At 66.6% G+C, this 5,289-nt stretch carries 5 protein-coding genes; 3 read left to right on the forward strand and 2 right to left on the reverse strand.

Annotated features, from left to right (window positions below):
- The coding region (locus tag EN742_RS23095) for a MarR family transcriptional regulator (protein ID WP_128333313.1) at positions 1-333 on the reverse strand (333 nt) is incomplete at its 3' end.
- 93 nt (positions 334-426) lie between these two features.
- Between EN742_RS23095 and EN742_RS23100 the strand changes: the two genes are divergently transcribed.
- On the forward strand, positions 427-1,893 hold the full coding sequence (locus EN742_RS23100) for an MFS transporter (RefSeq protein ID WP_245492382.1): 1,467 nt from the start codon (positions 427-429) through the stop codon (positions 1,891-1,893).
- Between the two features lie 78 nt (positions 1,894-1,971).
- On the opposite strand, the gene EN742_RS23105 is transcribed toward EN742_RS23100, so the two are convergent.
- The gene (locus EN742_RS23105) at positions 1,972-3,087 is read right to left on the reverse strand and encodes an FAD-binding oxidoreductase (RefSeq protein ID WP_128333314.1); all 1,116 of its coding nucleotides are present in this window, start codon (positions 3,085-3,087) and stop codon (positions 1,972-1,974) included.
- Positions 3,088-3,203: 116 nt separating this feature from the next.
- Here EN742_RS23105 and EN742_RS23110 point away from each other — a divergent pair, with 116 nt between their 5' ends.
- A complete protein-coding gene (locus tag EN742_RS23110; protein WP_127407716.1) occupies positions 3,204-4,109 on the forward strand; it encodes a LysR family transcriptional regulator in 906 nt (301 codons plus the stop codon).
- A gap of 90 nt (positions 4,110-4,199) precedes the next feature.
- Positions 4,200-5,289: hydantoinase/oxoprolinase family protein (locus EN742_RS23115; RefSeq protein ID WP_148670208.1), on the forward strand; the 1,090-nt coding region annotated here is incomplete at its 3' end.

Here is a 5,289-nt window from a genome sequence, read left to right on the forward strand (position 1 = left end):
TCCGCGTCGCGTGCGGTGGACACTCACGCCGCGGCGGTCTTGCGGATCGACATGCCGCTCGATCAGCCCCTTTGTTTCCAGATCTCGCAGCACCGGCGACACATTGGTGCGCTGCAGGCCGGTCGCGGCCGCGATCTGGCTGGGCGTGGCCGAGGCGTGCAGGACGAGGTGGCGCATCACCATGCCCTCCGACTGCGACAGCTGCACGGCGCGCTCGTCGCTGTAGCCCCGGAACTGGATCTCACGCGCAACGATCAGGATGAGGTCGGCCAGGTCGGCCCAGCGGACCGTCAAGGGGTGAGTCTTGCGGGCGGTAGAATCGTCGTTGGTCATGGAAGTGGAGTTTACAGACCGCGCGCGAATATGTATATAACAATAATGATTATATAAACATAACTATCGTCATATAAGTATATGGAGACTCCCGTGACCCATCCGACATCTGCCGGTCCTGTCCGGCATTCCGCGCGGTCGATGGCCCGCGCCGGCGGGCTGCATGACCTTGGCGTGCATGTGCTGCTCGCAGGCGCCTTCCTGCCGATCGCCGATTTCTTCATCGTCAACGTGGCACTGCCGACGATCCAGGCCTCGCTCAAGGCGACGCCGGCGGCGCTTGAGCTGGTGGTGTCGGTGTATTGCGTGGCCTATGCGGCGATGCTGGTGCTGGGCGGCCGGCTCGGCGACCGTTTCGGCCGCCACAGAGTGTTTCTCGCAGGGCTTGCCGGCTTTATCCTGGCGTCGCTCGCCTGCGGCCTGGCGCCGACCATCAATGCGCTGATCGCGGCCCGGCTGCTCCAGGGCGCGACGGCGGCGATGCTGGTGCCGCAGGTGCTGGCGACCTTCCAGGCGACCTTGCCGGGAGAGCGCAAGACAAGGGCGATCGCGCTTTACGGCGCGACCTCGGGCATTGCCGCGATTGTCGGCCAGCTCGCCGGCGGGCTGCTGGTCAGCGCCGACCTGTTCGGCACCTCCTGGCGGCCGATCTTTCTCGTCAACATCCCGCTCGGCATCATCGTCTTCTTCGCTTCCCGGCTGGTCGTGCCGGCCAACCGCTCGCCGCATCCGGCCGTCATCGACCTGCCCGGCACCGTGCTGTTCGCGGCGACGTTGACGGCCCTGCTGGTGCCGCTGACCGAAGGCCATTCGCTCGGCTGGCCGGCTTGGACCAAGGCGATGCTGGCCGCCGCCGTGATGCTCGCAATGCTCACCGCCATGGTCGAGAAGGCCACGGAAGCGCGGGGCGTGGTGCCGCTTCTGCCGCCCTCGCTGCTCAGCCTGCCCTCGATGGCGCGCGGGCTTGCCATGGTCACCGTGTTCAGCGTCGGCTTTGGCGCCTTCATGTTCGTCTTCGCGCTTACCGTCCAGAACGGGCTCGGCGCCAACGCGCTGCAAAGCGGATTGGCCATCCTGCCGATGGCAATCATGTTCTTCATAGGCTCGGTGGTTAGCCCGCGCGTGATCGGGCGCTTCGGCCGCGCCGCGCTGGCGGCGGGCGGCATCATCCAGGCGCTCGGCCTGGGATTGCTGATCGGCATCACGCTAGCCGGCTGGCCGAGGGTCAGCCTGGTTGAACTGGCGCCGGCCCTGGTGCTGATCGGCGCCGGCCAGTCGATGCTGTTTTCAGGCCTGTTCCGCGCCGTTCTGGGCGACGTTCCCTCCCATCTTGCCGGCGTCGGCAGCGGTGTGCTGATCACGCTGCAGCAGTCCGGCCTGGCGCTCGGCGTCGCGACGCTCGGCACGCTCTATCTGGCGCTGGAACCAACGGGCATCGCGCAGGCCTTCGCCACCGTCATCGCCAGCCAGCTTCTGATCATTGTTGCACTGGTGCTGTGCATCGGGCTGCTGCCTCGGTTCAACAAGCACCAAGGACATGCTCAGCCAGTGGAGCTGTGATCCTAAAACAGCGTCGAAGCCGCTACCGTCCGCTCAGGCTGCAGGGCAATCGGTGGTCGTCGATTCCTTGCTGCTTCTTCAGGCGCGGCTGAAGCGGTCGATCCTGAAATCATCGAGCGGCGTTTCGCAACGGCCGGTCGTGATGAGTTCGGCCATGGCGTCGCCGACGCCGGGCCCGAGCTGGAAGCCGTGTCCGCAGAAGCCGAAGGCGTGGAACAGGCCCGGCGTCGTCGCCGAGCATCCCATGACCGGCAGCATATCCCGCACATAGCCCTCGCAGCCGGACCAGGTGCGGATGACCGCGACCTTTGCGATTGCCGGCAGTAGCCGTGCGACGGCGCGCAACTGCGTCGGCAGACGCAGGGGGTCGGCGATCGCATGGCCGGGATCAAGGTCGACCGATACCCTTTCGGCCGCGCCGCCGAAGACGATGTTGCCGCGCTCGACCTGGCGCAGATAGGCGCCGTATTCCTTGTCACGCGCCCAGATGCCGACTACCGGCAAAATCCGATGCGGTACCGGCTCGGTCACGCCCATCTGTGGGCCGCGGGCGTCGAGCGGGACCTCTTCGCCGAACTGCGCGGCGATGCGCGCGCCCCAGGCGCCGGCGGCATTCAGCAAACACTCGGCGGCGAACGCCCCTTTTGAACTGGCGACGACGAAGCCGGAGCCATTGCTGCTGATCCTCTCGACCTCGGCTTCCTCGATCATCTCCGCGCCCATCCTGCGGGCTGCCTCGGCAAAGGCCGGAGCGATCAGCCGCGGATTGCCGCTGCCGTCCTGCGGCGAGAATGACGCCGCGATCGCGTCGTGGCCGAGGCCGGGAAACCGGGCTCGGATCTGGCGCGGGCCAAGTTCCTCCAGATCGAGCCCCCAGGGCCGCGCGGCTTGAGCATAGGCCCGCATGTCGACGAGGCTGTCTTCATCGAAGATCAAGCGGATATGACCGGTGGTGCGGAACTCCACGTCACGACCAAGCATCTTTTCGGCCTCGCCCCAGAGCCTGAGCGAGCGGTGGGCCAGCGGCAGCTGGGAGAGGTGACGCCCGGTGCGGCGGATGTTGCCGAAAGAGGCGACGGTTGCCCCGGTGCCGATCCGGTTGCGCTCGATCAGCGTCACGCGCGCGCCGCGCCTGGCGAGGAAATAGGCCGAAGCCGTCCCCATGAGCCCACCGCCAAGCACGATCACGTCCATAGTCGTTCCTTAGCGCAGAGCGGCTGATCCTTGGATGCCCCCATCTTGTCCACACCACGGCATTGCGTCAAAGATGGGTTTGGACGAAAACCATAAGCTTGACCTATGGAGTGGCAATGCGGGCGCGGCAGCTCGAAGTGTTCATCGCAGTCATGCGCGCCGGCACCGTGACCGCCGCGGCGCGGATGCTGAACATCTCCCAGCCTGCGCTCAGCCAGATCCTGCTCCACACCGAGGACGAACTTGGCTTCACGCTGTTCGAGCGCGTCAAGGGACGGCTGCGGCCGACGCCGGACGCGCTTGAGATTTTCGCCGATGCCGAAAGGCTGTCGGCGGGGCTGGAGGGCCTGCGGCGCAAGACCACCGACCTGCGCCTGGGTCGGGCTGGCCTCGTACGTGTCGCGGCCTCGCCGCCGCCGGCCATGGCGATATTGCCGCGCGCTTTCACCAGTTTCCGCGCGCAGCATCCAGGCATTCTGCTGCGTTCCCACATGGCGCCGATCGCAGCCATCGTCGACATGCTGCGCGCCGGCGACGCCAGCTTGGGCGTCGCCTTGGACGACCGCCTGCCTCCCGATATCGAGGCGGAGGTGATCGGCAGTGTAGGCTTCGCCTGCCTGCTGCCGGCCGGGCATCCGTTGGCCAGGAAAACCGAGTTGACGCTCGCCGATCTTGCCGGAGAGGAGCTGATATCCTATCGCGGAAACACCCGTCCGGCAGACGAACTCGCCCACGCATCCCGCGCGCAGGGCGTGGCGCTTTCGCCCTCGCTCGAGATCGACGTCTCCATCTCCGCCGTCGGCTTCGTCCAGGCTGGTCTCGGCATCGCACTCGTCGACGCCCTGCTGCCTTGGCAGCAGTTTGCCGGGCTTGCCGTCAGGCCGCTGGCGGCGGGGCCGGAATTTCCGATCGCGCTGCTCACCTCGCGCACACGCGCCCTTGCACGGGCCGATGAGATGATGCGCGACCAGATCCGCGCCGCTTGCTCCGCCGTTCTGGGCGGCGGCAGGGCAAAGGCATAAGCAAGCCTTATATGTTTGCCCATCTTCCATCTTGGACCCGGACCGGCCAGCCGTGCCAGCTTTCTGCAGGCAGACAGGAAGGGACGAACCATGGATGGGGTCATCATTGGGGATGAGGCGCAAGGCGGAGCCGACTGGAAGGTCGGCGTCGATATCGGCGGGACATTCATCGATTTCTGCGCGCTCGAAGCAAACTCCGGACGCGTCGCCTCGCTGAAAGTGCTGACGACGCCGGAGGACCCGGGCGCCGAGCTGATGACGGGTCTCACCCTTCTGGGCGAACGCGAAGGTTTCGATCCGACCCATATGACGCGCTTCGTGCACGGCACGACTGTCGGCATCAACACCATCATCCAGCGCAAGGGCGCGCCACTGGCGCTGTTCACCAATGCCGGCTTCGAGGACGTCATCGAGCTGGCGCGGCTTCGCATGCCGGACATGTATTCGCTGTTCTGCGCGCGGCCGGATCCGCTGATCGCGCGCGACATGGTGTTCGGCATTCCGGCCCGCATGCGTGCCGATGGAAGCGAATCCGAGGCACCCGACATGGCGGCGGTGGAGCGTGCGGTGACGGCGGCAAAGGCGAACGGGGCGCAGGGGATTATCGTGTCCTTCCTGCATGCCTGGCGCAACGGCGCGCAGGAAGCTTCGGTGAAGCTGGCGGTCGCGCGCCTTGCGCCTGAGCTCTTTGTCTTCACCTCGGCCGAGGTCTGGCCGGTCATCCGCGAATATGAGCGCAGCTCGACCGCCATCCTCAACGGCTATGTTCATCCTCGCGTCTCTGGCTACCTGACGGCGCTGGAAGAGCGGCTGAAGCGTCGTGGCGTGCCGGCCCGGCCGATGCTGACCAAGTCGAATGGCGGGCTCATGAACGCCGCCGAAGGCAAGCGCGCCTGCGTCAACATGCTTTTGTCGGGAACGGCCTCAGGCGTCATCGGCGCCTCGTGGCTGGCGCGCCAGGCGGGCGAAGACAAGGTGCTGACCCTCGACATCGGCGGCACCTCGGCCGACTTCGCGCTGATCATCGGCGGCGAGGCGCAGTTCGGCACCGGCGAGCTGATCGGCGAATTTCCGCTCCACATCCCCTCCGTGTCGGTGAGCTCGATCGGCGTCGGCGGCGGCTCGATCGCCAGTGTCGATGCGCAGGGCGTGCTGCGCGTCGGACCGGAATCGGCGGGGT

The sequence above is a fragment of the Mesorhizobium sp. M4A.F.Ca.ET.020.02.1.1 genome, assembly GCF_004022645.1.
GTDB lineage: Bacteria > Pseudomonadota > Alphaproteobacteria > Rhizobiales > Rhizobiaceae > Mesorhizobium.

Excerpts from the sequence above, each read along its gene's own strand:
- EN742_RS23105 (WP_128333314.1), bottom strand. The coding sequence starts at position 3,087 with ATGGACGTGATCGTGCTTGGCGGTGGGCTCATGGGGACGGCTTCGGCC.
- EN742_RS23110 (WP_127407716.1), top strand. The coding sequence starts at position 3,204 with ATGCGGGCGCGGCAGCTCGAAGTGTTCATCGCAGTCATGCGCGCCGGC.